Source organism: Allobosea sp. P2_A10 (assembly GCF_056405115.1).
Genome location: NZ_JBFUCS010000001.1, coordinates 311344 through 335458 on the forward strand (window position 1 = coordinate 311344; position 24115 = coordinate 335458).

At 66.2% G+C, this 24115-nt stretch carries 21 protein-coding genes; 10 read left to right on the top strand and 11 right to left on the bottom strand.

Annotated features, from left to right (window positions below; translation table 11 throughout):
* The first annotated feature begins 18 nt into the window (after positions 1–18).
* The gene (locus AC1DZY_RS01530) at positions 19–2241 is read left to right on the top strand and encodes a RelA/SpoT family protein (protein ID WP_476818292.1); all 2223 of its coding nucleotides are present in this window, start codon (positions 19–21) and stop codon (positions 2239–2241) included.
* Between the two features lie 15 nt (positions 2242–2256).
* On the opposite strand, the gene AC1DZY_RS01535 is transcribed toward AC1DZY_RS01530, so the two are convergent.
* A complete protein-coding gene (locus AC1DZY_RS01535; protein WP_476818293.1) occupies positions 2257–3015 on the bottom strand; it encodes an SDR family NAD(P)-dependent oxidoreductase in 759 nt (252 codons plus the stop codon).
* Between the two features lie 135 nt (positions 3016–3150).
* Here AC1DZY_RS01535 and recO point away from each other — a divergent pair, with 135 nt between their 5' ends.
* Together recO and parC are read left to right on the top strand one after the other, a co-directional pair.
* Positions 3151–3879 carry a DNA repair protein RecO gene (gene recO, locus AC1DZY_RS01540; RefSeq protein ID WP_476818777.1) on the top strand — a complete coding sequence of 243 codons (729 nt, stop codon included), beginning with the start codon at positions 3151–3153 and terminating at the stop codon, positions 3877–3879.
* Positions 3880–4116: 237 nt separating this feature from the next.
* A complete protein-coding gene (gene parC / locus AC1DZY_RS01545) occupies positions 4117–6363 on the top strand; it encodes a DNA topoisomerase IV subunit A (protein ID WP_476818294.1) in 2247 nt (748 codons plus the stop codon).
* A gap of 110 nt (positions 6364–6473) precedes the next feature.
* On the opposite strand, the gene AC1DZY_RS01550 is transcribed toward parC, so the two are convergent.
* From AC1DZY_RS01550 to hemB, 9 genes are all read right to left on the bottom strand, one after another.
* Positions 6474–7079, bottom strand: a complete 606-nt coding sequence (locus AC1DZY_RS01550; RefSeq protein ID WP_476818295.1) for an outer membrane protein — start codon at positions 7077–7079, stop codon at positions 6474–6476.
* A gap of 104 nt (positions 7080–7183) precedes the next feature.
* On the bottom strand, positions 7184–8209 hold the full coding sequence (locus tag AC1DZY_RS01555) for a DUF2336 domain-containing protein (protein ID WP_476818296.1): 1026 nt from the start codon (positions 8207–8209) through the stop codon (positions 7184–7186).
* A 341-nt stretch (positions 8210–8550) separates the two neighbouring features.
* The gene (locus AC1DZY_RS01560; RefSeq protein WP_476818297.1) at positions 8551–9297 is read right to left on the bottom strand and encodes an arginyltransferase; all 747 of its coding nucleotides are present in this window, start codon (positions 9295–9297) and stop codon (positions 8551–8553) included.
* 93 nt (positions 9298–9390) lie between these two features.
* On the bottom strand, positions 9391–10845 hold the full coding sequence (locus AC1DZY_RS01565; RefSeq protein ID WP_476818298.1) for a TRAP transporter large permease subunit: 1455 nt from the start codon (positions 10843–10845) through the stop codon (positions 9391–9393).
* Positions 10842–11342 carry a TRAP transporter small permease subunit gene (locus AC1DZY_RS01570; RefSeq protein ID WP_476818299.1) on the bottom strand — a complete coding sequence of 167 codons (501 nt, stop codon included), beginning with the start codon at positions 11340–11342 and terminating at the stop codon, positions 10842–10844. Before AC1DZY_RS01570 ends, AC1DZY_RS01565 begins: the two co-directional genes overlap by 4 nt.
* 137 nt (positions 11343–11479) lie before the next feature.
* Positions 11480–11953: an RDD family protein gene (locus AC1DZY_RS01575; RefSeq protein ID WP_476818300.1), complete on the bottom strand. Its 474-nt coding sequence runs from the start codon at positions 11951–11953 to the stop codon at positions 11480–11482.
* 60 nt (positions 11954–12013) lie between these two features.
* Positions 12014–13258 carry a threonine ammonia-lyase gene (locus tag AC1DZY_RS01580; protein ID WP_476818301.1) on the bottom strand — a complete coding sequence of 415 codons (1245 nt, stop codon included), beginning with the start codon at positions 13256–13258 and terminating at the stop codon, positions 12014–12016.
* A 10-nt stretch (positions 13259–13268) separates the two neighbouring features.
* On the bottom strand, positions 13269–14591 hold the full coding sequence (locus tag AC1DZY_RS01585) for a branched-chain amino acid ABC transporter permease (protein WP_476818302.1): 1323 nt from the start codon (positions 14589–14591) through the stop codon (positions 13269–13271).
* 180 nt (positions 14592–14771) lie between these two features.
* Positions 14772–15836: a porphobilinogen synthase gene (gene hemB / locus AC1DZY_RS01590; protein ID WP_476818303.1), complete on the bottom strand. Its 1065-nt coding sequence runs from the start codon at positions 15834–15836 to the stop codon at positions 14772–14774.
* A gap of 196 nt (positions 15837–16032) precedes the next feature.
* On the opposite strand from hemB, the gene AC1DZY_RS01595 reads away from it, so the two are divergent.
* The 5 genes from AC1DZY_RS01595 (at position 16033) to AC1DZY_RS01615 (ending at position 20797) form a co-directional block, all read left to right on the top strand.
* A complete protein-coding gene (locus AC1DZY_RS01595) occupies positions 16033–17094 on the top strand; it encodes an enoyl-CoA hydratase/isomerase family protein (RefSeq protein WP_476818304.1) in 1062 nt (353 codons plus the stop codon).
* Positions 17091–17549: a DUF6163 family protein gene (locus tag AC1DZY_RS01600; protein ID WP_476818305.1), complete on the top strand. Its 459-nt coding sequence runs from the start codon at positions 17091–17093 to the stop codon at positions 17547–17549. Before AC1DZY_RS01595 ends, AC1DZY_RS01600 begins: the two co-directional genes overlap by 4 nt.
* 207 nt (positions 17550–17756) lie before the next feature.
* Positions 17757–18269 carry a transcriptional regulator LdtR gene (gene ldtR / locus AC1DZY_RS01605; protein WP_476818306.1) on the top strand — a complete coding sequence of 171 codons (513 nt, stop codon included), beginning with the start codon at positions 17757–17759 and terminating at the stop codon, positions 18267–18269.
* A gap of 317 nt (positions 18270–18586) precedes the next feature.
* Positions 18587–19297 carry a LuxR family transcriptional regulator gene (locus AC1DZY_RS01610; protein WP_476818307.1) on the top strand — a complete coding sequence of 237 codons (711 nt, stop codon included), beginning with the start codon at positions 18587–18589 and terminating at the stop codon, positions 19295–19297.
* A gap of 261 nt (positions 19298–19558) precedes the next feature.
* Entirely contained in the window at positions 19559–20797 is a 1239-nt protein-coding gene (locus AC1DZY_RS01615; protein ID WP_476818308.1) for a L,D-transpeptidase family protein, read from the top strand.
* An 83-nt stretch (positions 20798–20880) separates the two neighbouring features.
* Here the strand turns inward: AC1DZY_RS01615 and AC1DZY_RS01620 are convergent, their stop codons facing one another.
* Positions 20881–22086, bottom strand: coding sequence for an MFS transporter (locus AC1DZY_RS01620; protein ID WP_476818309.1), 1206 nt, complete (start codon positions 22084–22086; stop codon positions 20881–20883).
* Positions 22087–22154: 68 nt separating this feature from the next.
* Between AC1DZY_RS01620 and AC1DZY_RS01625 the strand changes: the two genes are divergently transcribed.
* Together AC1DZY_RS01625 and glyA are read left to right on the top strand one after the other, a co-directional pair.
* The gene (locus AC1DZY_RS01625) at positions 22155–22610 is read left to right on the top strand and encodes a helix-turn-helix domain-containing protein (RefSeq protein WP_476818310.1); all 456 of its coding nucleotides are present in this window, start codon (positions 22155–22157) and stop codon (positions 22608–22610) included.
* A 137-nt stretch (positions 22611–22747) separates the two neighbouring features.
* Positions 22748–24046: a serine hydroxymethyltransferase gene (gene glyA, locus AC1DZY_RS01630; RefSeq protein ID WP_476818311.1), complete on the top strand. Its 1299-nt coding sequence runs from the start codon at positions 22748–22750 to the stop codon at positions 24044–24046.
* Positions 24047–24115: the final 69 nt, after the last annotated feature.

Sequence of the window (24115 nt, forward strand, 5' to 3'; positions counted from 1 at the left end):
GCAAGAGCCCGAATGGGCATGATGCGGCAATACGAGCTCGTTGACAGGGTCAGGAGCTATAATCCGAATACCGACGAAGACCTGCTCAACCGGGCCTATGTCTACGCCATGCGGGCTCATGGCACGCAGAAGCGCGCCTCCGGCGACCCGTTCTTCGCCCACCCGCTCGAAGTCGCGGCGCTGCTGACCGATCTCAAGCTCGACGATGCCACGATCGTAGCGGCCGTCCTGCACGACACCGTCGAGGATACCGCCGCCACGCTCGAAGAGATCGAGAGCATGTTCGGCCCCGAGATCCGCCGGCTGGTCGACGGGCTGACCAAGATCAAGAAGCTCGATCTCGTCTCCAAGAAGGCCGCGCAGGGCGAGAACTTCCGCAAGCTGCTGCTGGCTATCGTCGACGATGTCCGCGTGCTGCTGGTGAAGCTCGCCGACCGGCTGCACAACATGCGCACGCTGCACTACATGGCGGCCGATAAGCGGCTGCGCATCGCCGAGGAAACGGCCGAAATCTACGCGCCGCTCGCCGGCCGCATGGGCATGCAGGAGCTGCGCGAGGAGCTGGAGGAGCTCGCCTTCCGCCATATCAAGCCCGAGGCGCACGCCACCGTCACGCGGCGTCTGGAGGAGGTGACCGAGCGCGAGGGCAAGGTCATCGGCGTCATCGAGAAGGACCTGAAGGAGAAGCTCGCGGCGCGCGGCATCCAGGCGCAGGTCTCCGGACGGCGCAAGAGGCCCTATTCGATCTGGAAGAAGATGGAGCGCAAATCGGTCTCCTTCGAGCAGCTCTCCGACATCTTCGGCTTTCGCGTCATCGTCGACTCCGCCGAGGATTGCTACCGCGTGCTCGGCATCGTCCACATGACCTGGCCGATGGTGCCCGGCCGCTACAAGGACTACATCTCGACGCCCAAGCAGAACGACTACCGCTCGATCCATACCACCGTGGTCGGGCCGGGCCACAGCCGCGTCGAACTGCAGATCCGCACCGACACGATGGATCGCATCGCCGAGTTCGGCATCGCCGCCCACGCCCATTACAAGGAAGGCAAGACCGCCGAACTCGGCCAGTTCGCCGATGAGAGCCGGGCCTATCAGTGGCTGCGGCGCACGGTCGACATGCTCGCTGAAGGCGACAGCCCGGAAGAATTCCTCGAGCACACCAAGCTCGAACTCTTCCACGATCAGGTCTTCTGCTTCACGCCGAAGGGCCGGCTGATCGCGCTGCCGCGCGGGGCGACGCCAATCGATTTCGCCTATGCGATCCACACCAATGTCGGCAACACGGCGGTGGGGGCCAAGATCAACGGCCGCATCGCGCCGCTGCTGACCGAACTCCAGAACGGCGACGAGGTCGAGATCACCCGCGCCGAGGGGCAATCTCCGCCGGCGGCCTGGGAATCGCTCGTCGTCACCGGCAAGGCCCGCGCCGCGATCCGCCGCGCCACCCGCGCCGCCGTGCGCCGGCAATATGCCGGTCTCGGCCGCCAGATCCTCGAACGTGCCTTCCAGCGCGCCGAGCGCCCCTTCACTGACGACAAGCTCAAGGCCTCGCTGAAACGGCTCGCCCGCACGGCCGTGGACGACGTTCTCGCTGCAGTGGGGCGCGGCGAGATGTATTCCGGCGACGTGGTCAAGGCGGTCTACCCCGATCTCGAACTGGAGAAGCGCGGCACGCCCGAGGCGAAGTCGGCGGGCCTGAGCGCCGGCAGTGGCAAGGGCTGGTTCGAGCTGCCCAAGGGCGACAATCTCAAGTTCAAGCTGCCCGACGAGCCGCGCGAGGAGGCCAACGCCATTCCGATCCGGGGCCTTGGCGGCGATCTGCCGGTGCGTTTCGCGCCCGATGGCGGCGCGGTGCCGGGAGACCGCATCGTCGGCATCCTGACGCCGGGAGAGGGCGTCACGATCTATCCGATCCAGTCGACGGCGCTCGCCGCCTTCGACAACGAGCCCGATCGCTGGCTCGATGTGCGCTGGGATCTCGACGACAAGGCGCCGCAGCGCTTCCCGGCCCGGATCGCGCTGAAGTCGATCAACGAGCCCGGCTCGCTGGCGCAGATCACCACGACCATCGCCGAGCATGACGGCAATATCGATGCGGTGGCGATGGAACGGCCCAACCCCGACTTCACCGACATCACCATCGACCTGACGGTGTGGGACCTGAAGCACCTCAGCGCAATCATCAGCGAACTGCGCCAGAAGCGCGCGATCAGCCGGATCGAGCGGGTGGTGGGGTAGATATGCGCTCCCGCCTCAATGCGCCGAAAAGCGCATCCCGCCATCGACCGGGATGACCGCGCCGGTGATGTAGCGCGCCAGCGGCGAGGCGAGGAAGGCGACGAGGTTGCCGATATCCTCCGGCTCGCCGAAATAGCCGATCGGGATGTTTCTTGCGATGAAAGCGCTGCGCGCCTCCTCGGTGGGGTGCAGCCGGTTCAGTATCTGCTCGCTGTTGATCCGGCCGGGCGGGATCGTGTTGATGGTGACGCCGTCCGCCGCCACGTCGCAGGCCAGACCCTTGGCCCAGAGGTGCAGTGCGGCCTTGGCGGGGCCCGCCGCGTTCAGGCTGCGTGGTTCCATCGAGCCGCTGATGCTGACGACCCGGCCCCATTTCCGCGCCCGCATCGCCGGCAGGACCGCCTCGGTCAGGCGTCGCGCCGCCGTGAAGTTCAGTGCGAAAGCCTCGTCCCAGGCCTCGTCGGCGGCGTCCGTCGACAGGGGTCGCGAGCCGCCGGCGTTGTTGACGAGAATATCGACCCGTCCGAGCGCCGCCGTCGCTTCCGCCGCGATCCGGGCGACGTCGGCGGCATCGGTTATGTCGCCGGTGATGATGACCGGCGGACGTCCTCCCGCAGCTGCGATCGCCTGCACAAGGCTTTTCAGCTTGTCGGCGCGGCGGGCCGTTACAGCGACATGCGCGCCTTCCTTGGCGAGAACACGCGCGATGCCGGTGCCGATGCCCGAGCTTGCCCCGGTAACGAGCGCAGTGCGTGAAGCGAGATCGAGATCCATGGCGTCATCCTGCAGGGTGCCGGCACAGGCCGGAGGAACCTCGGCAATGCCGCAGGCGAGCGCACGGCGCAATCGGCTGGCCATGCGCTAAGGGAGGGGCTGGAAACTCCAGCGCGCTTGGCTCTAATGGCCACGATGGAATGGACCGACGAGGGCACGATCATCGGCGTTCGCCAGCACGGCGAAGCCTCGGTGATCCTGGAGGTGATGACGGCTCTTCACGGCCGCCATCTCGGCCTCGTGCGCGGCGGGCGGTCGTCGAAATCTCAGGCCGCGCTCCAGCCCGGAAATGCCGTTTCGGTGACATGGCGGGCTCGGCTCGACGAACATCTTGGCGAATACCGGGTCGAACTGCTGACATCCCATGCCGCCAGGCTGATCGAAGCGCCCGTCGCGCTCTACGGGTTGGCGACGATTGCGGCCCTGCTGCGCCTGCTGCCGGAGCGTGATCCGCATCCGGCGCTGCATGAGGGGCTGTCGGTGCTGGTCCAGCATCTCGACGAGCTTCGTCTTGCGCCGGCCCTCATCGTGCGCTTCGAGATCGCGATGCTGGCAGAGCTCGGCTTCGGGCTCGACCTGACGCGTTGTGCGGTGACGGGTTCGCCCGATGATCTCAGCCATGTCTCGCCAAAATCGGGAAAGGCCGTCAGCCGCAGGGAGGCGCAGCCCTATGCCGACCGCCTGCTGGCGCTGCCGGCCTTCCTCAGCCAGGGACAGGGCGCGCGCGCACCGTCCGCCGCCGACATCCTGGCCGGCTTTGCGCTGACCGGTTATTTCCTGCGCCGCCACCTCTACGAGCCGCGTGGATTGGCCGAGCCGCCCGAGCGGGCGCGACTGGTCGAGCTTGCGGCGAGAATCCACTGATTTTTCCCTGTTTTCGGGCCGGTGCGCTTGGCGAAAGCTGTACGCAGCCGGCATCGTTATGCGAAGTGATTCGCGCCGTCTCCCTCAGCCCTCATCCTGAGGAGCGCTCCGCCGGAGCGCGTCTCGAAGGATGCTCCAGCCAGCGCTTTCTGGACCATCCTTCGAGACGCCGCTTGCGCGGCTCCTCAGGATGAGGGCTGTGAAGTGGACAGTGCCGAGAGTTGGTAAGGTGTTCCCATGGGCAAACCCGTCGAGCCGCCGCCGGAGGACGAATCCGAGCGCATCGATCTGAAGACGGCGCTGGAAGAGCGCTACCTCGCCTATGCGCTCTCGACCATCATGCACCGAGCTTTGCCGGATGCTCGCGACGGACTGAAGCCGGTCCATCGCCGCATACTGCACGCCATGCGGCTGCTGCGGCTCGATCCCGGGCAGGTCCACAAGAAATGCGCCCGCATCGTCGGCGACGTCATCGGCAAGTTCCACCCCCATGGCGACCAGTCGGTCTATGACGCGCTGGTCAGGCTCGCGCAGGATTTCGCCCAGCGCTATCCGCTCGTCGATGGCCAGGGCAATTTCGGCAATATCGACGGCGATAACGCCGCCGCCTATCGCTACACCGAAGCCCGCATGACCGAGGTCGCGCGTCTTCTGCTCGACGGCATCGAGGAGGACGCGGTCGATTTCCGCGAGACCTATAATGGCGAGGACGAGGAGCCGATCGTGCTCCCCGCCGCCTTCCCGAACCTGCTCGCCAACGGCTCGCAGGGGATCGCGGTCGGCATGGCGACCTCTATCCCTCCCCACAACGCCGCCGAACTCTGCGACGCCGCGCTCTATCTGATCCAGCATCCGGAGACGACGTCGGAACAGCTGATGACCTTCGTGCAGGGGCCGGATTTTCCCACCGGCGGCATCATCGTCGAGACGCGGGCCTCGATGGCCGAAACCTACAGGACGGGGCGGGGCGCCTTCCGCACCCGCGCCCGCTGGCATGTCGAGGACCTCGGACGCGGCACCTGGAACGTGGTCGTCACCGAAATCCCCTACATGGTCCAGAAGGGCCGGCTGATCGAGAAGATCGCCGAGCTTCTGAACGACAAGAAACTGCCTCTGGTCGCCGATCTGCGCGACGAGTCGGCGGAGGACATCCGCGTCGTCATCGAGCCGCGCGCCCGCAATGTCGACGCCAATCTGATGATGGAATCGCTGTTCCGGCTCTCCGAGCTGGAGGCGCGCATTTCGATGAACATGAACGTGCTGACCGGCGGGCTGGTGCCTCGTGTACTGGGCTTGAACGAGGCCCTGCGCGCCTGGCTCGACCATCGACGCGAGGTGCTGCTGCGGCGCTCGCGTTTCCGGCTCGGCCAGATCGACCGGCGGCTCGAAATCCTGCGCGGACTGCTGATCGTCTATCTCGACCTCGACCGGGTGATCAAGATCATCCGCGAGGAGGACGAGCCGAAGATCGAGCTGATGCGCTTTTTCGATCTCACGGAAATCCAGGCCAACGCCATCCTCGACACCCGCCTGCGCGCGCTGCGCAAGCTGGAGGAAATGCAGCTCAAGACCGAGCTCGATGAACTGACCACGGAAAAAGGCCAGATCGAGGAACTGCTCGGCTCCGAGCCGATCCAGTGGAAGCTGATCCAGCACGACATCCGCCAGGTGAAGAAGCTCTTCGGGCCGGAAACCGCGATCGGCAAGCGCCGCACCACCTTCGCCGACATGCCAGACACCACCGATGTCGACCTGACGCAGGCAATGGTCGAGCGCGAGCCGGTGACGGTCGTGATCTCGAAGAAAGGCTGGATCCGGGCGCTGAAGGGTCACGTTCAGGATCTCTCGACGCTCACCTTCAAGGGCGATGACGGCCTGCGCACGGCGTTCTTCACCGAGACGACGGCGAAGCTGCTGGTGCTGGCCTCGAATGGCAAGGTCTTCACGCTGGAAGCGGCTAAGCTCCCGGGCGGGCGCGGTTTTGGCGATCCGGTCCGCCTGATGATCGAGCTTGAGGAGACGGCCGAAATCGTCTCCGCCTTCCCCTATCGCCCGGGCCTGAAGCTGCTGATGGTGACGACCGACGGGCGCGGCTTCGTCGCACCGACCGACGATGTCGTCGCCAACACCCGAAAAGGGAGGCAGGTGCTGAACGTCGATGCGCCGGTCGTGGCGCTGCTCGCCGCGCCGGCCGAAGGAGACCACGTCGCGATCATCGGCGAGAACCGCAAGCTGATCTGCTTCCCGCTCTCGGAGGTGGCAGAAATGGCGCGCGGCAAGGGCGTACGCCTGCAGCGCTACAAGGACGGCGGGGTCTCCGACGCGAAGGTGTTCAGCCTCGCCGATGGCCTGACCTGGCGCGACACGTCCGGCCGGACATGGACGGTGCCGCAAAGCGAGCTGACCGAATGGCTCGGGCATCGCGGCGAAGCGGGGAGGCTGCCGCCGAAGGGGTTTGCGAAGAACAACAGGTTCGGATGGTAGGGCTCTCCCTTCTCCCGCAAGGGGAGAAGGGAAGAACCGTGCGACTGCAATGTTGTCAAAGCCTTGGCGGCGTCGCTTGAATCAGCCCCGCAGCCACTTGAATCGGCCCCTCAGCGGATCGCCTGGCCGACGACGCCGACTTCCAGCCCGAGCGTCAGGTTGTTCGTCACCGCCCATTCGACGCCGGCATAGGCCTCGGGCCGCACCGCGATGTCGGAGCGCGAGAAAGGCGCCGAGAACGGCGAGGCCCCGAAACGCAGGGTCTCGTTTGCGGCGGATGCACCGACCTTGGTGTAGAGCAGCACCTCGGGCGTCAGCAGCACGCCGGTCTTGATCTGGAAAGCGCCGGCGAAATCCCGCGTCAGCGCGACACTGCCGAAGCTCGGCGTGCCATAGCCGCCGATCGCGGGTTGGTAGTTGAGTGCGCCGACGATGCCGTAGACGAAATTGCCCTCGCGCCGCATCGTGCCTGCTTCAAGCCCTAAGGTCGGACCCGCCGTGGTCCCGAGGCGCTTCGAGCTGGTGACCTGGAAGCCGCTGGAGATGCGGGCATAGTTGCCCTCCCAGGTGACGCCGCCGGGCTTGAGCGTCGGCTCCGACCAGGCGAAAGACGGCAGCGCGCCGAAAGCCGAATAGGGCAGGGCTATCTGCGCTTGCGCGGCGCCGGAACCCAGAACCAGTGCGCAAACTGCGCCGGAGACAAGCGAAAATCTCACGTCCAAGGCTTCCTTGCGCCAAACCAATCGCAAGGTAGCAGAAGGGCGGGCGATTGTCGCGGATTTGTGGCAGGCCGGACCGGCGGCCGCCGCCCCGGCCTCGGTCAGTTCAGCTTGGACTTGATCTTGAGGAAGCGCAGCGTCCGGTCGGCGGTGGCGGCGTCGAGCTTGCCGTAGTCATGGACGGCGTCGTCGAGGTCCTGCTGCGAGAAATAGAGCCGGCGGCCGCGAAGGGTCATCATCGCGCGAAAGGCGGTCGAGCCGACGCCGAGCGATCTGCAGGTCACCGCGATGCCGCTCGGGTCCTTCTGCATCAGCACGCGCAGCGCCTGTTCGGTGCTGAGGTCCGAGACATGCGCCATAACCTGGGCGAGATGATAGGCCCGGTCCTCGTCGGCCAGCATGATCAGCACGTCGTCGAGTTCACGGGTCTTGGCCGCAAGGTCGGAGATCAGCAGCTTGACCTCGAGGCGTTGCTGCCTGGCCTGGCGCGCCAGCGACTGTGCGTCGCTGATCTGCGAATTGGGCGCGACCGGATCTTCGCTCATCTGTTCGACGATTCGCAGCACGCGCTGGGCGCGATTGGGCGAAAGGTCCGAACGCAGCGACAAGGCGCGTGTTACGGCCGCATCCTCGGCGCTGCGCGTCAGCAGTCGGTCGAAGCCGTTTTCGGAGAATTGGGCGCCCTCATTCGAGCTGACGGTTTGCAGCACGTTGCTGTCGCCGCGCTCGACCAGAATGTCGGTCAGGCCTTCCGAAAGCCGGACACGTTCCGCGATCGCCACGAGATGGCGCTGCGACTGGCTGATGGCAATTGCGGCGAGGTCTGTATCGGTCAACACCGGCGAGAGTTTGAGCACGAGGCGCGCGACATCGGCGTCGGCATCGCCGGCGAGCGTCATGGCGACGGCGCGCGGCAGAGTCGGCACGGCGGCAACCTGGTCGGCGTAGCCCTTGCGGTCGTCGCTCCCCAGATGCGGCAGCGAGTGGACTGCGATCTCGCCATAATGCTCCTTGGCCTGCTCGCTCGGGTCATGGTCGAGCAGGAACAGATCGGTGACCGCATTCAGCAGCTGCCGGCGCGAATCCGACGACATGTCGGCGGGCATCCGGGTCAAGGAACGAAGCATGCAGCCCCCCAAAGGCCTGATTTCAAAGGGAGCTTAGAATCCGGCTGCTTGCCGTAAGCTTAAGATCGATGGCGAAAACCGGATATTGCAACGTATTCGCGCACCAGGTGACCGGCTTCGGTAAGTATAATGCAATCTATGGTTGTATTTTATAGATAAACATCGCAACGGTACGCTTCGCGGGACGTCATGCCGATCCAACCGAGCAGCGTCTCATGCGCCTCGAATGCGCCGGTCCTGCCTTTGGCCGGCCAGTCGAGTCCGGAGCGACGGCAAGGCATGCAGCGGAGCCATTGCCTGAACCGCGCAGCCCCAACGCGCTTCAAGCGGTTCAGTCCGACTTATCCGACGCGATCCCAGCCTTGGGGAGACAACCGTTCCTGCGGCAGAAAGCGGGATTTGTAGGCCATCTTGGGCGAACCATCGACCCAGTAGCCGAGATAGAGGTAAGGCAGGCCGAGCTTGCGGGCGCGGGCGATGTGATCGAGCACCATGAAGGTGCCCAGCGAACGCGCCTCCAGCCCGGGGTCGAACACCGAATAGACCATCGAGAGCCCGTCGCTCAGCGTGTCCGTCAGCGCCATCGCGAAGAGGTCGCCCTGGCCGCGGCCGGTGAAGCCGGAATCGGGGCCGCGCCGGCGGTATTCGATCAGCGAGGTCTCGACATGGCTGTCCTCGACCATCATCGCGAAATCGAGCGCCGACATCGTCGCCATGCCGCCCTCGGGATGGCGTTCGTCGAGATAGGACCGGAACAGCGAGTAGTGCTCCGAGCGCGGCTGCGGCGGCAACGTCTCGCCGATCAGGTCGGTGTTGCGCGAGAGCACCTTGCGAAACCCGCGCGAGGGCCGGAAGTCGTCGACGCAGACGCGCACGGAGACGCAGGCCCGGCAGGTCTCGCAGGCCGGGCGGTAGGCGATGCTCTGCGAGCGCCGGAAGCCGCCCTGCGACAGCACGTCGTTCAGGTCGCGGGCGCGGGCGCCGACGAGGTGGGTGAACACCTTGCGCTCCTCGCGGCCCGGCAGATAGGGGCACGTGGTCGGCGAGGTCAGATAGAATTGCGGGGCATCCCGCAACGGGCGCGTCACGTCTCTAACCTTCGATCCGGCGGCTGCCGGCAAACTCTAGATCATGTTTCCGTTCCGTGGAAACGGGAACGTCACATGAACGGCCGTGCTGGCTCAGGGCTTTGGCGCGCCGAGGTCCGGCAGGTCGAGCGGCGGCGGCATCATCTGCTCGAAGCGCTTCTGGATATCGGCTTCGGAGGCGGCTGGAGGCGACGCGGTCGCCAGCGTTGATCCCGAGGGATGCGTCAATGCCGGCCAGGCGATGACTGCCGCAACGATCAGCACCTGCGCGATCAGGTAGGGCGCGAGGCTTCTCGCGATGACGGAGAGGGGCGCACGCTCGCGGGCTGAACTGCGCGTCATCGCCAGCGCATAGCCCAAGGGCGGCAGCAGGAAGCTGGTCTGCAGCACGAGCAGCGCCAGCACTGCGACCCAGACAGCGTCCTCGGCGCGCATCAGTACGGGCGGCATGATGATCGGAATCAGTACGAAGATGATCTCGAATGCGTCGAGCACGAAAGCCGCGACCGCAACGATGCCGAGCCCGATCAGCACGATTCCCAGCGTCCCGCCCGGTGCCGCCGCCATCCAGGACGCGATCAGCCGGTCGCTCCCGAGAATGCGGAAGACGAGAGTGAATGTCGTGGCGGCTATCAGAAGCGCCAGCAGAGCGCCGGTCATGGCGATGGTGTCGTCGAGCGCGCCACGCAGGCGCACGCCGTCGAGCCCGCCGCCGAGCCAGCCTGCCAGACAGAGCCCGACCGCGCCCATCGCAGCGGCCTCGACCGCATAGAACGCACCGATCGTCACGCCTGCGAGAAGGGTCGCGATGAAGCACAGCGTCGCGGCGGCAGTGATCCAGTCGCGCAGGCTCAGCGGATCGCGTGGTGGCGCGACCTCGCGCCGCCGCAGGCTGCGGACCGTCGCGATCGCGAGACAGGCGATCAGAAACAGCGCCGCCGGCAGCAATGCGCCGCGAAACAGATCCTGCGTGTTGATGATCCGCGCCATCCGGCCGGTACTGTTCAGGGCGATGGTGTGGGCCGCCATCATCGCGTCGCCCAGCAGGATCAGCACGAGCGATGGCGGGACGAGGACGCCAAGCGTGCTGGCGACCGAGATCAACGCGATCCTGTCCGCCGCCTTGACCTGCGCACGCACCAGCCCCGGTTCGACGGCCCGCGTCAGCGCAATCGCATTGGCGCTGACCGAACCGTTCATCGGTCCCAGCACCGCGCCCAGCACGAGTGCCGAGGCCGGCGCACCGGCTGCGCTGCCGCCCGAAAGCCCGAGCCCGGCGCGAAACAGCGTGTCGGCGAGCGGCAGACGGTTCAAGAGCGCCCCCATCGCTGCAAAGAGCGGCAAGGCCTGAAGGAGATCGGATTCGAGCAGGCCGACGACGCGGTTTGGAAGCGCAAAGAAGATGCCAGGCTCGATCGCGCCGGTCAGGACGGCGAGCCCGGCTCCAATATTGGCGACGCCGATCAGGATGCTCCAGACCGGCAGGCCGGTGGCGACCGCGCCGATTGCGACGCCCAGAAGCATGAGCAGACCAAGGACCGGGGTCACGGCGCGGGTGTCTCCGGCCGCGTGTCGCCCCGCAGCGTGTCGACGACGGCCTGAAGCAGGACCAGCAGCGCCAGCAGCGAGGCCGACGCCTTGACGATGAAATAGCCGGGATTGCTGGTGTCGGGGAACGCCTCCCATTGCGAAAGCGTGCTGCGCAGCGCCGAAAACCCCGTCACCAGCAGGAAGATCGCCCACGGCGCGAGCGCCGCCAGGCAGATCGCGCGGCGCAGCACAATGCGCGTCCGCGGCGTGAAATGATGCGCCAGCGTGTCGGCGGCGAGATGCCGGCCGGCACGGGTGGCGGCCGTCACCGCGACGGCGACGTAGAGCGCAAACAGGCATTGCCCGAGATCATTGGCCTCGCGCGACCAGCCCTTGACGAGATCGCGAAGCGGCCATTGCAGGAACAGGATCGCGACCAGCGGCAGGGCAAGCCAGCGCGCGGCTCGGACAGCCAATTCGATGACGCGGTCGATCGCGGCGGCGAACTGCACCATATCGACGAAAGGCTCCCGTGCCGAGGATCGGCACGAGAGCACGCTGCGTCATGGCCGCGAAGCGATTTCGCTTCGCGGGCGTCACTGTCCACAGGTCAGGCGCGCAAGATTGGGCGCGCAAGATTGGGCCCACAGGATCAGGCGCGGACGACGACCAGCCCGGTCAGCAGGTCGTGGCCGAGCCGCCGGTCCGCTCGCACGAAGCCGCAGGCGATGTCGAGAACCCAGAGGCCGACCGTGCCCGCCGCGACGTAAAACAGCAATGCGTGCACGGCTGCTGCGAGCCCGTCCGGCCGGCCGCCATTGGCGGTCTCGACCCGGAGCCCGGCCATGCGCATGCCCCATGTCGCCTGCTTCGGTCCTCCGATCGTCAGCGCGGCATAGGCGAAGGCCGTCAGGGCCATGGCGGCGGGTATGAGCAGCCAGGTCGCGCCGAAGGTGAAGACGCCGAGCACGACGAGCGCCATCGCGATCAGCGAGCTCAGCACGAAGACCGCGACGATATCGCCGAGCCAGGCGAAGATGCGCGATCCAAGCACACCGCTGACATCCTGCAGGGCGCGCTGCTCGATCGGCGTGATCGGGCTCTGGGCGTAGCGGACATTGCTCATCGGCGGTGGAGATCCTGTATTGGCGCGGGCGAAAATCGGCCCGTGCAACACAATGTTTGATCAGCGTCCGTGTTCCGCAAGACCTCGCGGAAAAATCCGGCGCGGCGCGAAGCCGTTCTCGCGAAGGCTCGCCTCGATCGCCTGCGAATGCGCCCCTCCGCGCGTCTCGACCGTGACGTCGAGCGTCACGCCCTTGGCGGGAACGTCGAGGAAGAGCCGGCCATGGCTGACCTCGAGGATGTTGGCTCCTTCAGCGCCGAGCAGGCTCGCGACCTTGCCGAGGAGGCCCGGCCGGTCGGAGGTCGTCAGGCGGAAGGCGACGATGCGGTCCTCGCGTTCGAGTTCGCGCACCATGATCGCCGCCAGCAGGCGCGTGTCGATATTGCCGCCGCAGAGCACGAGCCCGACCTTGCGACCGTGATAGCGCTTGGGGTCCTTCAGCATGGCCGCGAGCCCGGCTGCTCCCGCGCCCTCGGCCAGCGTGTGCTGCAGGCAGGCATAGGCGTTGACGGCGCGCTCGATCAGGTCTTCGCCGACGAGCACGATGTCGGCGATCAGGCTGGAGACGATCGGCAGCGTCTGGACGCCGACGGTCTTGACCGCGATGCCCTCGGCCAGCGTCGCGCCGCCGATGGCCAGGTCCTCCGCGTTCACAGCGTTGAAGAAGGAGGGGTAGAGCGCGGCCTCGACGCCGATCAGCTCGATCTCGGGCTTCAGCGCCTTGGCCGCGACCGCATTGCCCGCCATCAGGCCGCCGCCGCCGAGCGGGATGATCAGCATGTCGAGATCGGGCTCGTCGTCCAGCATTTCGCGGGCGATCGTGCCCTGGCCGGCCATCACCGCGGCGTCGTCATAGGGATGGACGAAGACCAGCCCCTCCGCCTGCGCGAGTTCGCGCGCCTTCTCGGCCGATTCGTAGAGTGTCTCGCCATGGAGGACGACCCGCGCGCCATGCGAGCGCGTGTTCTCGACCTTCACCAGCGGCGTCGTCTCCGGCATCACGATCGTGGCCGGGATGCCGAAACGGCGGGCATGATAGGCCACCGCCTGGGCGTGGTTGCCGGCCGACATTGCGATGACGCCGCGCGAGGTCTCGTCTTCGTCGAGGCCGAGCAGCTTGTTGACCGCGCCGCGTTCCTTGAACGAGGCGGTCGCCTGCATGTTCTCGTGCTTGACCAGCACTGTCGCCCCGGTGAGTTCCGAGAGGCGCGGGGCCACCACAAGCGGCGTGCGCAGCACATGGCCTTCGATGCGCCGCGCGGCGGCCTCGATATCGGCGAAGCTGATGGCGAAGGGCTCGCTCATGACATCCCTTTCAGACCGGACGCGGCGCAAGTTCGCCATCGCCGAAGAATCCGCCCGGCCGCACGATCAGCACGACCGCGAGCAGGGTATAGACGGCGATGTCGCGCTGATCGAGCGGCATGGTCGAGGACCAGACCACCTCGAACAGCGCAATGCAAAGGCCGCCGAGCGCAGCGCCTGAAACCGAACCGATGCCGCCGAGAATCGCCGCCACCAGCGCCTTCAGTCCCAGCGTGAATCCACCGGCAAATCCCATGCCGCCATAAACCGCCGTGACGATCACGCCGGCCATGCCGCAGGCGGCGCAGGCGAGGATCAGCGCCTTGTCGTGGACGGCGCGCTCATCGACGCCAAACAGTGCGGCGGTGCGCGCATCATCGGAGACCGCGCGCCAGTTCCGTCCATAGGCCGAGCGCCTGATCAGCAGCACGAGCCCGAGTGTTGTCGCAAGGCCAAGTCCCGACAACACGAGGCCAAGCGGCGTCACCGTGACGACGAAATTCCCGGCGCGCGCCAGCGACCACGGCTCGTTGAAGACCGGCGGCAACCAGCGCAGCTCCGGCCCCTGCGCCAGCCGCAGATATTCCGACATCGCGATGGCAAGCCCGATCGTGGTGATCAGGATCTGCTGGCCGTTGGCGCGCGACAGCGGGCGCAGCACGAAGCGACCCATGGCGAAGCCGTGAAAGGCGCAGACCAGGATCGCGACGACGAAGGCGACGATGAGGCCCGACGCCGGGGTGGATACCGCCAGCGACAGGACGAGTGCGACGCCGACGACCGAGGCGAGCGCGCCCAGCGCCGCGAATTCGCCGAAGGCCAGCAGGATGCGCCCGGTCAGCCCGTAGATCAGGGCGTAGGACGAGGCGAGCAGCGCGTAGATCGCGGCCGAGGGCAGGGCGCTCAGGCCCTGCTGCAGGCCGTAGGCCAGACCCGGCGGCAGCTCCGTCAGATCTTCCTTGCGCGCCGCTCCCGGGTCGGGGGGTGGCTCGTCGCGGTTCTCCAGATAGAAACGCCGCATCAGGTAGAAGCTCGCATCGGGCATCGGGCGCCCGTCCGAGGCGACGCCGATCAGTTCGCCGCGCTGGATGCTCTGGCCTGCGCCGGCGAAGAGACAGTCGATGCTGCGCTGGCGCTGGCCGCCCTCGACCCGGTAGAGGATGCGCAGGAGGTTGGGGCGCGAGCCGCTCTCGGCCCGCTCGACCGAAATCCGCACTCCCGGTGGGTTGAACGGCGGGATCGCCTGTCGGCAAAGCCGCTGCTGGTCGGTGTCGAAACTCGTCCCGCAGGAGGCGAGCAGGAGAACCAGCAGAATCGGCGGAAGGAGACGCATGTCGGCAGACGCTAGCGCTGCCGATGAAGCATGGAAACACCACGTCATCCCGGACGCAGCGAAGCGGAGATCCCGGATCCATCGCAGATGACCGTCGCGCCTTATGATGGATCCCGGATCTGCGCCGCGACGCGGCTTGTCCGTGATGACAGCGCGATGATCTGGAGCAGCGTGGAGGACTCAGCCGCCCGATTTCAGCATCCGCGCCACACGCGGTGCGAAATAGGTCAGCACCCCGTCGGCTCCGGCGCGCTTGAAGGCCATCAGGCTCTCCAGCATCGCCTTGTCGCCGTCGAGCCAGCCATTGCCGGCCGCCGCCATGATCATCGCGTACTCGCCGGAGACCTGGTAGGCGAAGGTCGGCACGCGGAACTGGTCCTTCACCCGGGCGACGATGTCGAGATAGGGCAGGCCGGGCTTGATCATCACCATATCGGCGCCTTCCTCGAGATCGAGCGCGACCTCGGCGATGGCCTCGTCGGAATTGCCCGGGTCCATCTGGTAGGTGCGCTTGTCGCCGATCAGGGTGGCGTTGGTGCCGATGGCGTCGCGGAACGGACCGTAGAAGGCCGAGGCGTATTTGGCCGCATAGGCCATGATCTGCGTGTCCTCGAAGCCTGTTGCGTCGAGCGCGGCCCGGATCGCGCCGACGCGCCCGTCCATCATATCGGACGGCGCGATCACATCGGCCCCCGCATCGGCGAGCGCCAGCGCCTGCTGCGTCAGAATGTGGACGCTGGCGTCGTTGAGGATGCGTTCGCCCGCCATCACGCCGTCATGGCCATGCGAGGTGTAGGGGTCGAGCGCGGCGTCGCAGATGATGCCGATCTGCGGCACCTGCGCCTTGATCGCCCTGACCGCCCGGCACATCAGATTGCGCTCGTTCAGGGCTTCTGAACCGGTCGCATCCCGCAGGCCCTTCTCGACGAACGGGAACGGCGCGATCGCCGGGATGCCGAGTTCGGCTGCGTGCGCTGCCTGGCGAACCGCTTCCTCGATATTGAGCCGGTCGACGCCGGGCATCCAGGCAATGGGCGTGCGCGCCTCCCGCGAATCCATCAGGAAGAGCGGCCAGATCAGGTCGTTCGTGGTCAGGACGTTCTCGCGGACCAGCCGTCGCGACCAGTCGGCCTTGCGATTGCGGCGCATCCGCCGGGTCAGTCCTAGCGTGTCCGCGCTCGCGACGGCCGCGTCGTCCTTGCGTGCCTGCGGCGCCGGAAACGGCCGCACAACCCGAGATGCCATGGATTCCTCCGCCCCGAGAACACGGGATTGGTCTGCTTTTGCAGCAATGCTAGCACATCGGAACCATTCCAAAACAAGCTCTATGGTCGCAAGTCCAGTCTGCGTCCCGCGCGTCCTGGGTCGACAAGGCTCGGCGTTGACAACGCCCTGTGCCGCAGCCCAGAACCGCCGCGAAACCGAGAGGGATGCCAGCCGCATGTCGCAGCCGGACGCCGAGATCATCTGCGAAACGCGCGGCGCGGCCGGCGTCGTGATTCTCAATCGGCCGAAGGCGCTGAATGCGCTGTCCTTCGGCATGGTGCGCGAACTCGCGCGCGCGCTCGACGCATGGGAGCATGATCCGAAGGTCGCCCGCGTCGTCGTGAGCAGCATCAGCGAAAAGGCTTTCTCTGCTGGCGGCGACATCCGGCAACTGCATGATCTCGGTCGGGAAGGCCGCTTTGCCGAGATGCTCGCCTTCTGGCGCGAGGAGTACATCCTCAACGCTCGGATCAAGAGCTATCCCAAGCCATATGTCGCGCTGATCGACGGCATCGTCATGGGCGGCGGGGTCGGCATTTCGCTGCATGGCAGCCACAGGATCGCCGGCGAGCGCTATCTCTTCGCGATGCCCGAAGTCGGCATCGGCTTCTTTCCCGATGTCGGCGCGACCTTCGCGTTGCCCCGACTGCCCGATGCATCCGGCATCTATCTCGCCTTGACCGGGGATCGTGTCGGGGCCGCCGATGCGCTGGCGTTGGGGCTTGCGACCCATGCCGCGCCGAGCGCGTGCATGGCGGAGCTGGCCGACGCCCTGACCGGACGCGGCGAACTCGACGCCATCATCGCGGAGTTTTCCAGCGATCCGGGTCAGGACCGGCTCGGCCCGGCGCGCGCCACGATCGCCGAATGCTTCGGCCAGCCGAGCCTGCCGGCGATCCGCGCGACGCTGGCCCGGCATGTCGAGGCCGGCGACACCTTCGCCGCCAAGGTCCAGCAGACGCTGGCCGGAAAATCGCCGACCAGCGTCGCTCTCGCCTTCGAGCAGATGCGGCGTGGTGCGCGGCTCGATTTCGCCGAAGCCATGCGCACCGAGTTCCGCATCGTCTCGCGCATCGTCCATGCCCATGACTTCTATGAGGGCGTGCGCGCCGTGGTGGTCGACAAGGACCATGCCCCGGTCTGGCGGCCCGATACGATCGAAGCGGTGACGCCTGATGCTATCGCGGCCTATTTCGATACGCTCGGAGCTGACGAACTCGTGCTGGGCGGCCAATGATGGGGCTTGGCGTCGACGGCGAGCCGATTCAGGGCGGGCAGGGTTCGGCGGCGGACGGACCCGGCGGCGCGCGTCGCCGCACGAAGCGCTGGCGGCTGATCCTCGTCTGGCTGCTGCGGCTGCTTTCGATCGGCTGGATGGTCAAGGGCCTGTTCGCCTGGGCGGCGATCTTCGGCATCGGCGTCGAGGCGCAGCCGCCCTTCGAGGGCCGCCTGCTGAGTTCGCAGGCGATCACGGTCTATTTCGCGGTGATCGATCTCGTCGCCGCCGTCGGACTCTGGCTGACCTCGACCTGGGGCGGCGTGCTCTGGCTGCTGGCGGCGATCAGCCAACTCCTGCTCGGCTTCTTCTTTCCGCGCCTGCTGCCGATGACCCTGCCGATGATCGGCGGCGTCGTGGCGCTGATGCTGGCCTATTTCCTCGCGACCTGGCTAGCCGAGAACGAGAACTCCTGACGCCTCGGCATCGGCACGAATGCTGCGCGCGCTGGTAACTAATGCTTCAGCTTAAGCCTTTCTGACTTCACTTTGCATTCACCGAAACGGCTAAATCTCTGATTCATCCTGATATTTAAACTCGTTTTCATCCGGCCCGCCTATGGTGTTTCTCAGAAGCGGACCGGGAGAAAAATCCTGGCCGATATTCAACAGGCGGGATATACCATGAAAGCCAGCGTAAAGACTGCGGCTGTTGCCGTTTCGGACGATGTTAATCTCAAGGTGAAGCCTCTCTACCTTGAGTCGCTCACTCTGGTGGAGCGGCTTCACCGTCGCCTGCTCGACGTCATCAAGGATGAGTTCGAGCGGCGCAATCGCGATGACGTCAACAGCGTGCAGGCGCTACTGCTTTACAACATCGGCGATGCCGAGCTCTCGGCGAGCGAGCTGCGGACCCGGGGTTACTATCTCGGCTCCAACGTCTCCTACAACGTCAAGAAGCTGGTCGAACTGGGCTATCTCCATCATGCCCGTTCGCGCATCGACCGTCGCTCGGTCCGCATCAGCCTGACCGAGAAGGGCAACGAGGTGCATAATCTCGTGAAGGCCGTCTACGACAAGCATGTCCAGACGGTCGAGCAGATCGGCGGCATCGCCTCGGACGATTTCGAGCGCATGAACAACGCGCTGCTGCGCCTGGAGCGCTTCTGGACCGACCAGATCCGCTACAAGCTCTGAGCGAGACCTGACGATTGGCGCACAGGCGGGCCGAAACGCGCCCGCCCGTGGTCAGGACACGGCGACGCAAATAGTTTGCTGATCACCGACCCGCCGGTTTCCCTTGGGGGCCGCTGCGGCATTGAACGCGCTTCCGGCCAAGCGAGCGAGAATGCGCCTGCGCTCTTGCCGGAAGGCAGGGGGCTGGATCGCCGCGCCCCGATGAGCAATACTGCCTTTGCCAGCCTGCCAGCCCTTGTCGTCTGACTGACCCGGCCCAACCCAGATCAGCGACGTGCCTATGGTCTGCCGGGACGGCCAGCGAGGCTTGACGCGGGATGCTCGACGAATTCGCAGACGCGCTTCTGTCCGCCGCCGATCCAGGCGAGGTCGGCCGGCTTTTTCAGCGCCAGGCGGCGGCTTGCGGCTTCTCGTCCTCTGCCTATCGCGCGGTCGCTCCCGGAGATCCGGGAACCCCTTCGGTCTTCGTGTTTCGCGACTGGCCTGACGACTGGGCCCGGGTCAGCGATCAGGAAGATCTTTCCGCCAACAGTTTCACTGCGATCGAGGCCCGCCAGCGCTCCGCTGGCTTCAGTTGGCGTGACGTGAAAGCCGGGCGCGAGCTCTCCGAGGGCGAGCAGCGTGTCTGGAACGTCGCTTATGAATGGGGTTGGCGGGACGGCTTCGTCATCCCTATCCGTGGCCCGCTCGGCTCGCTGTCGCTCGTCAGCATGGCCAGCACCGAGACCGATCTCGACTTGAGCCTCAGGCAACGCGCCAGCCTGCAGATGATGGCGCTGCTCGTCGACGAGCGCTATCGCGCATTTTCTGCCGCGCTCACGGCGGAACAGGTGATGGAGACCCTGACCAGACGGGAGCTCGAATGCCTCCGCTGGGTCGCGGCCGGAAAGACGGACTGGGAGATCGGCGTGATCCTGACGATCTCCGCGACGACCGTGAAATCCCATGTCGACCGGGCTCGCGAGAAGTTCGGGGCCCGCACCCGCGCCCAGGCGGTAGCCCGGCTCGTCCTCTGCGGCCTCTACTGACGCGCCCGACGGCTGCGGCATGGCCGGAATGTCCGCCCGTCTGTCGTCATGCGGCCCGCCAGGATGTAGGAGAGGGCGCAAGAGAAGCGAAATGATCGTCGATGGTGTCACATCGGCGTGATCCGCCGCAAATTTGCCTTGCCGTCACTGCACGTTAACTCCGATAGCCGATTTTGGCGCATGGCGTGCCAGGCGGCGGTCGATCCGGGCAGGGCGCGACCGTGTTGCGCCAGACTTTCTGATGGAATGGAAGAGAACGTGATGTCGAAATTCAGCCTGACCCGCCGCGACACCGTTCTCGGTTTGCTGTCCGGCGCTGCCACCGCAGCCATCAGCCCCGCTTTTGCCCAGCAGGCGGAGTGGCGTCAAAGCTATGATGCCGGCGCACGTAACGCGGTCGCCCGCTCGCACACGCCGATGCTGTCGCCTGAATCGCTTGCCGCCACCGAGCAGGCGATCGCAGCTTATCGCGATCTTGCGGCGCGCGGCGGCTGGCCGATGGTCCAGATCAGCGACAAGCTGGGCGTCGGCGCGCGCGGCCCCGGCGTCGTCGCCCTGCGCCAGCGCCTGATCATCACCGGCGATCTCGACGCCAGCGCCGGCAACAGCAACGTCTACGATTCCTATGTCGAGGCAGGCGTGCGCAACTTCCAGGCCCGCGTCGGCCTCTCGACCACGGGCGCGATCAACCGCGCCACCGTCGCCGCGCTGAATGTGCCGATCGACCGCCGCATCCGCCAGCTCGAGACCAATGTCGTGCGCCTGCGCACCTGGTCGGGCAATCTCGGCAACCGCTATGTCGTGGCCAACATTCCCGCCGCCGCCGTCGAGACCGTCGAGAACGGCGTCGTCGCGACGCGCCACGCCGCCGGCGTCGGCAAGATCGACCGGCAGTCGCCGCTGCTGCAGACCAAGATTCCCGAGATCAACTTCAACCCGACCTGGACGGTGCCCGCCTCGATCATCCGCAAGGACCTGATCCCGAAGATGCGCAAGGAGCCGGGCTACCTGACCGAGAGCCGGATCCGCATCATCGGCCCCAGCGGCGAAATCCCGCCCGAGCGCGTCAACTGGAATTCCGACGAGGCGACCCGCTACACTTTCCGGCAGGATCCCGGCGGCGATTTCAACTCGCTCGGCGTCGTCCGCATCAACATCCCCAGTCCGCATGGCGTCTACATGCACGACACCCCGGCCAAGGGTGTCTTTGGCGATGATTTCCGCTTCGTCTCCTCGGGCTGCATGCGCGTCCAGAACGTCAAGGACTACGTCGCCTGGCTGCTCAAGGATACGCCCGGCTGGGACCGCGCCAAGATCGATCAGGTGATCGCCTCGGGCGAGCGCATCAACGCTCGCATCAGCACACCGGTGCCGTGCTACTGGGTCTATGTCACCGCCTGGGCCACGCCCGATGGCGGCGTGCAGTTCCGGGACGACATCTACAACAAGGACGGTCTCGGACCGGCCCCGGTCGCCGCGCTGCAGGGCGAGGATATCTGAGCTTCAAGGTCGCGCGACTATCGAAAAGCCCGCCGGTCCGCCGGCGGGCTTTTTCGTTTTTGAGCACCGAGGGCCGTGTGCGTTCACCGGCGCGGGCGAGAGAGAACAGCGGCCGACATGGCGGCAACGGCCAGGATCGCGAGCACCGTGCCGGCTCCGCGAAACAGGCCGGCATAGCCATGTCCCGCGATCATGGGCATGCTCACGAATGGCGAGCAGAACTGGCCGATGAAGATCGAGGTGGTCAGGATGCCGCCGCCCAGACCCCTGGACCTGCTCGGCGTGAGGCCCAGGGCAAGAGCGACGAATGTCGGCGAGACCAGGGCATAACCCGTGCCGATCGCGACGGCTGCCGGCAGCAAAAGCGTGGTCGATGTCACGAGCGTCAGCAGCAAAAAGCCGAGCGCCATGGCTCCATACCCCAGAGCGAAAATTCCGGCATACCCGGTCGCCCGCTGGATCCGCGGATAGAGCAGAGCGACACAGCCACCCGACAGCATCAGGACGCCGAGGCCTGTCCCGGTCATCACCGCGCTGTCGCGGCCGCCAGCCTCGAGGAAGAACGACAGTTGGGTCGGCATGATGAAGAAGATCAGGTTGGTTGCGGCCTGGAGCAGCCCCAGCAATGCGACTGGCGCCAACCAGGACGCGTTGCTCGCCGGATTGCCGTCTGCCGGGCCGCCAGAGGTGTGCGCGGCGCGCGGGGAATCGAGGAGAACCCGCCACATCAGGGGCAGGAAAGCAGCCGCCAGGCCATATATCGCAAAGGGCAGGCGTGGCGCGATAGCCGCGACCCAGCCCGCTAGCAGAATGCAGACCAGACCTCCAAAATTCCGGGCCGAGATCTGCAAGCCTGTCAGCGCGTTCCGCTGGCTGCCGGTGAAGTAGTCGCCGACGAGTGCTGTCTGGGCCGTCATGATCAGTGCGACCGCGACGCCGAGAACGATTCGGCTGAGAAAGATCGTCGGCAGATCGGGCAGATAAAGCCCGGCGCAACCGGAGATCACAAACAGGACGATCCCGCTCAACAGCAGCGGTCGTCGTCCGATCCGATCAGCAGCCAGTCCGACGAATGGGGCGCAGAGTGCGACGCTGAGCGAGGGCGCCGGAACCAGGAGGCGCGTCAGCATGGCCGCATTCGGGTCTCCGGCGAAGAGGCGTTCCAGTCCGGGCAGCGCCGGGCTGATCGTGGCGTTGGCCATCGTGGTCAGCGATGCCGCCATCAGCAGCGCGATAGCGCGCTTGTCCCTCCAGATGGGGTCGGCGTTCGTCATATTGGTGCTCTGCATGGTTTTCCCTCTTGCCGGAATGGCTGGTTAGGAAGACCGTACGAATTCAAGTGAACTTGAGGTCAAGCATGAAAATTCTCGATATCGCGGAGGTGGCGCAACGCTCCGGCGTCGCGCCGTCGACCTTGCGCTACTACGAGGAGATCGGGCTGATAGCCTCCATCGGAAGGCACGGCCTGCGACGCCAGTTCGGTCCTGACGTCATGGTGAGGCTGTCGCTGATCGGACTGGGCAAGACCGCCGGTTTTTCACTGACGGAGATCGCCGGGATGTTCGGCCGGGACGGTCAGCCCGACATTCCCCGTGCCCAGCTTCATGCCAAGGCGGCGGATTTGCAGAAGCAGATCCTGGATCTTCGGGTGCTGCGAGACGCTCTTCGCCACGTTGCCGATTGCCGGGCCCCATCGCATCTGGAATGCCCGGCTTTTCTGGGACTCATGAAGGCGGCGACGCGCAAGCGTCGCTCGGATCAGGCATCCGGCGGTCAACCAAGCGCGCGACGCAAACCGACCCGCAGCGCGTAGGCCGCGACGAGCGTAAGCCCGGAGGTCTGTCGACCAGGTCCCGCCCCATCTATTCCTTGGACAGCCCATCGCCCCATGATAGGGACGCCGCGACCGAACCGGGCCGTGCCCGGCCGCCGAATCGTCAGGAGCCGGACATGACTCAAGCCGCCACTGAAAAGCATCTCTCGAACTCGTTCTTCGCCGCCTCGCTGGCCGATGCCGACCCCGAGATCGCCCGCGCCATCGACCTTGAACTCGGTCGCCAGCGCGACGAGATCGAGCTGATCGCGTCGGAGAACATCGTCTCGCGCGCCGTGCTCGAAGCGCAGGGCTCGGTGATGACCAACAAATACGCGGAAGGTTATCCCGGCCGGCGCTACTATGCCGGCTGCCAGTTCGTCGATATCGCCGAGAAGCTGGCGATCGAGCGCGCCTGCCGGCTGTTCGGCTGCTCCTTCGCCAATGTCCAGCCCAACTCCGGCAGCCAGGCGAACCAGGGCGTGTTCATGGCGCTGATGCAGCCGGGCGACACTTTCATGGGGCTCGATCTCGCCGCGGGCGGCCATCTGACCCATGGCGCGCCCGTCAACCAGTCCGGCAAATGGTTCGACGTCGTCTCCTACGGCGTCTGCGTCGTCGACCAGACCATCGACTATGACGCGCTGGAGCGTCTCGCGGTCGAGCACAAGCCCAAGGTCATCGTCGCCGGCGGTTCAGCCTATGCCCGCCACTGGGATTTCGCCCGCTTCCGCGAGGTCGCCGACAAGGTCGGGGCGTATTTCATGGTCGACATCGCCCATTTCGCCGGGCTCGTCGCCGGTGGCGCGCACCCGTCGCCGTTCCCGCATGCCCATGTCGTCACCACCACGACGCACAAGACGCTGCGCGGCCCGCGCGGCGGCATGATCCTGACCAATGACGAGGCCCTGGCCAAGAAGTTCAATTCGGCGATCTTCCCCGGCATCCAGGGTGGGCCGCTGATGCATGTGATCGCCGCCAAGGCGGTGTCCTTCCAGGAGGCGCTCCAGCCCGAGTTCAAGATCTACGCCCGGGCTGTCGTGGAGAACGCCAAGGCTCTGGCCGAAACCCTCAAGACCAGGGGCTTCGATCTCGTCACCGGCGGCACCGACAACCATCTCATGCTGGTCGACCTGCGCTCCAAGAAGCTTACCGGCAAGGCCGCCGAGGCGGCGCTGACCCGCGCCCACATCACCTGCAACAAGAACGGCATCCCCTTCGATCCCGAAAAGCCGATGGTCACCTCCGGCATCCGGCTGGGCACGCCGGCGGCGACCTCGCGCGGCTTCGGCGTCGCCGAATTCAAGAAGGTCGGCGAACTGGTCGCCGAGGTCCTCGACGGGCTGGCCGCTCACGGCGAAGAGGGCAACGCGGCCGTCGAACAGGCGGTCAAGGTCAAGGTGCACGAACTGACGGCGCGGTTCCCGATCTATTGAGGGACGGGACCGGCGGGCGGCTTGTGAGAGCTGCCCTACAGGGTTACATACATATCGAGCGATGGAGGT

Coding starts and splice junctions, on each gene's coding strand:
- AC1DZY_RS01575 (WP_476818300.1), bottom strand. CDS start 11,953: ATGAGCAATGTCCGCTACGCCCAGAGCCCGATCACGCCGATCGAGCAG.
- AC1DZY_RS01530 (WP_476818292.1), top strand. CDS start 19: ATGATGCGGCAATACGAGCTCGTTGACAGGGTCAGGAGCTATAATCCG.
- AC1DZY_RS01595 (WP_476818304.1), top strand. CDS start 16,033: ATGTCGCAGCCGGACGCCGAGATCATCTGCGAAACGCGCGGCGCGGCC.
- AC1DZY_RS01580 (WP_476818301.1), bottom strand. CDS start 13,258: ATGAGCGAGCCCTTCGCCATCAGCTTCGCCGATATCGAGGCCGCCGCG.
- AC1DZY_RS01625 (WP_476818310.1), top strand. CDS start 22,155: ATGAAAATTCTCGATATCGCGGAGGTGGCGCAACGCTCCGGCGTCGCG.
- AC1DZY_RS01610 (WP_476818307.1), top strand. CDS start 18,587: ATGCTCGACGAATTCGCAGACGCGCTTCTGTCCGCCGCCGATCCAGGC.
- glyA (WP_476818311.1), top strand. CDS start 22,748: ATGACTCAAGCCGCCACTGAAAAGCATCTCTCGAACTCGTTCTTCGCC.
- AC1DZY_RS01555 (WP_476818296.1), bottom strand. CDS start 8,209: ATGCTTCGTTCCTTGACCCGGATGCCCGCCGACATGTCGTCGGATTCG.
- AC1DZY_RS01620 (WP_476818309.1), bottom strand. CDS start 22,086: ATGCAGAGCACCAATATGACGAACGCCGACCCCATCTGGAGGGACAAG.
- hemB (WP_476818303.1), bottom strand. CDS start 15,836: ATGGCATCTCGGGTTGTGCGGCCGTTTCCGGCGCCGCAGGCACGCAAG.
- AC1DZY_RS01600 (WP_476818305.1), top strand. CDS start 17,091: ATGATGGGGCTTGGCGTCGACGGCGAGCCGATTCAGGGCGGGCAGGGT.
- ldtR (WP_476818306.1), top strand. CDS start 17,757: ATGAAAGCCAGCGTAAAGACTGCGGCTGTTGCCGTTTCGGACGATGTT.
- recO (WP_476818777.1), top strand. CDS start 3,151: ATGGAATGGACCGACGAGGGCACGATCATCGGCGTTCGCCAGCACGGC.
- AC1DZY_RS01535 (WP_476818293.1), bottom strand. CDS start 3,015: ATGGATCTCGATCTCGCTTCACGCACTGCGCTCGTTACCGGGGCAAGC.
- parC (WP_476818294.1), top strand. CDS start 4,117: ATGGGCAAACCCGTCGAGCCGCCGCCGGAGGACGAATCCGAGCGCATC.
- AC1DZY_RS01570 (WP_476818299.1), bottom strand. CDS start 11,342: ATGGTGCAGTTCGCCGCCGCGATCGACCGCGTCATCGAATTGGCTGTC.
- AC1DZY_RS01615 (WP_476818308.1), top strand. CDS start 19,559: ATGTCGAAATTCAGCCTGACCCGCCGCGACACCGTTCTCGGTTTGCTG.
- AC1DZY_RS01585 (WP_476818302.1), bottom strand. CDS start 14,591: ATGCGTCTCCTTCCGCCGATTCTGCTGGTTCTCCTGCTCGCCTCCTGC.